This is a genomic window from Streptomyces sp. NPDC057638 (assembly GCF_042800315.1).
Classification (GTDB): domain Bacteria; phylum Actinomycetota; class Actinomycetes; order Streptomycetales; family Streptomycetaceae; genus Streptomyces.
The window spans coordinates 1-1,650 of record NZ_JBHVHF010000588.1 but is presented as its reverse complement, the minus strand read 5'-3'; the positions used below and the strand labels follow the sequence as shown (position 1 = coordinate 1,650).

At 73.3% G+C, this 1,650-nt stretch carries 2 protein-coding genes; both read left to right on the top strand.

Features of this window, described 5'->3' with window-relative positions; genetic code table 11:
* Positions 1 to 122: 122 nt before the first annotated feature.
* Entirely contained in the window at positions 123 to 608 is a 486-nt protein-coding gene (locus tag ACFVIM_RS35025) for a hypothetical protein (protein ID WP_384310390.1), read from the top strand.
* 311 nt (positions 609 to 919) lie between these two features.
* The gene (locus ACFVIM_RS35020) at positions 920 to 1,435 is read left to right on the top strand and encodes a hypothetical protein (protein WP_384310387.1); all 516 of its coding nucleotides are present in this window, start codon (positions 920 to 922) and stop codon (positions 1,433 to 1,435) included.
* Positions 1,436 to 1,650 lie beyond the last annotated feature (215 nt).

The window sequence follows — 1,650 nt, the reverse complement described above, 5'->3', positions numbered from 1 at the left end:
GTCCCCACCCGTCGGGCGTCCGGCTCTTCGGGTGGGCATTCACCCTTCCGACGCAATGACACAATTCCCGCCCCCGGGTGGGCCGTTGTGATTCTCGGCCCGGGGCAGGTTACTATCACAAGGTGATTACGGCGCGACTCCGCTTCGATGTACGGCGGGCCCGGCTATTCCGGGGCCCGCTGCGCGTCGTATGGGTCGCGCTGCTTCTGCTGGGCCTCGCTTACACCCATGGCACGGGCACGGAAAGCGCCGCCCACCATCTCGCCAAGGACTCTTTCACGACTTTCTCGGCACCCCTTTCCGGCCAGGCCGACGACACCGGTTCCCCCGGAGCGGCCACGGCGCCCCGGGAGCGGGCCCCGGAGACCGCGCGTCACGGTGACGGCACCGCCCATGAATCCCCTGGGGCGGGCTCGGCCCATCCCGTCGAGCGCTGCATGCCGTCCCAGCCACAGCTCACCTCGACCGCGCCGACGCCGTGTTCGGACGGGCCCGGCCCGTCGCCCGACGGGCGCGGAGCGCCCCAGGCCAGGCCCACGGCGATCGAGGCCACGACACCTTCCGTACCCCCGCCGGGCGGCGGGGCGCCGACGATCCTGAGGATGTAGGCCTTGTCCGGGCGGTCTTGTCGGGCCCGCGACGACCACCCGGACAGGACCTAGAAGGGTTTTCCCCGCACCCGGAGGAGCGTTTCCCGTTCCGCCGCCCGGGGTTTACTTCCACGCCTTCAGGGTTTTCCCCGCGTTGGGGTCTTTCCCGGGCGTTCCCTCATCGATCGACCACCGTCACGCCACGCCCATAAAGATGGCATCAGTCTTTCCGGGCGGCGGCCGGAGGAACCGTGTCGTTTCCGACCCCCCGCTCTCTTCGGCGTCCCCTTTTTCCTTCCCTCCCCTTTTTCCCCGACTTTTTCTCCGGCGTGCGCGGAAAAGCACGGCCGGTGCTCGTCGGGCTTGTCGGCGCCCTGTTGGCCGCCCTCACGCTGGTGATGTTCGGCTGCTCGCCGCATTCCCCGGGCGCCGGTCACGACCACGGCCACGGCGTCACGACCGCGACGACCGCGACGACCGCGACGACCGCGACGACCGCGACGACCGCGACGACCGCGACGACCGCGACGACCGCGACGACCAACGCTGACTCCGCCGCCCAGGACACCCGTTCCGTCCTGGCCGTGGCGGGCGCGGCGCGGGCGGTCCACGGCGCGCCCCGCGCCCCCGTACCGCCCGCCTCGCACTGCGCGCCGGACTCCCGTGCCGTGCGCGCCGCCACCGAGCCGCTGTCCGGGCGCGCCGTCGCTCCCCCGGGCCCCGCCGACCCGGCGGTGCCGCTCGCCGAGCCCCGTCACCCGGCGCTCCACGCCCCATCGGCTCCCCCGCGCACCGGGACGAGCGGACGGGAGAGACTCACCCGCGTCTGTCGCTGGCGGATCTAGGCCGAGGACCCCGCGCGGCCGGTCCCGTCGGCCGCGCGCCCCGCCACCCTCCACGCCACGACAGACGAAACGAGAACCCACCACCGTGTCCACACTGCCCACACCCTCCTCCCCCGCCCTGCCCGCCGCCCCGGCGCCCGCCCCCACAGACGGACGCACCGCCCTGTCCGGGCTGGTCGGCAACACCCCGCTGCTCCGGGTGGAACGGCCCTTCG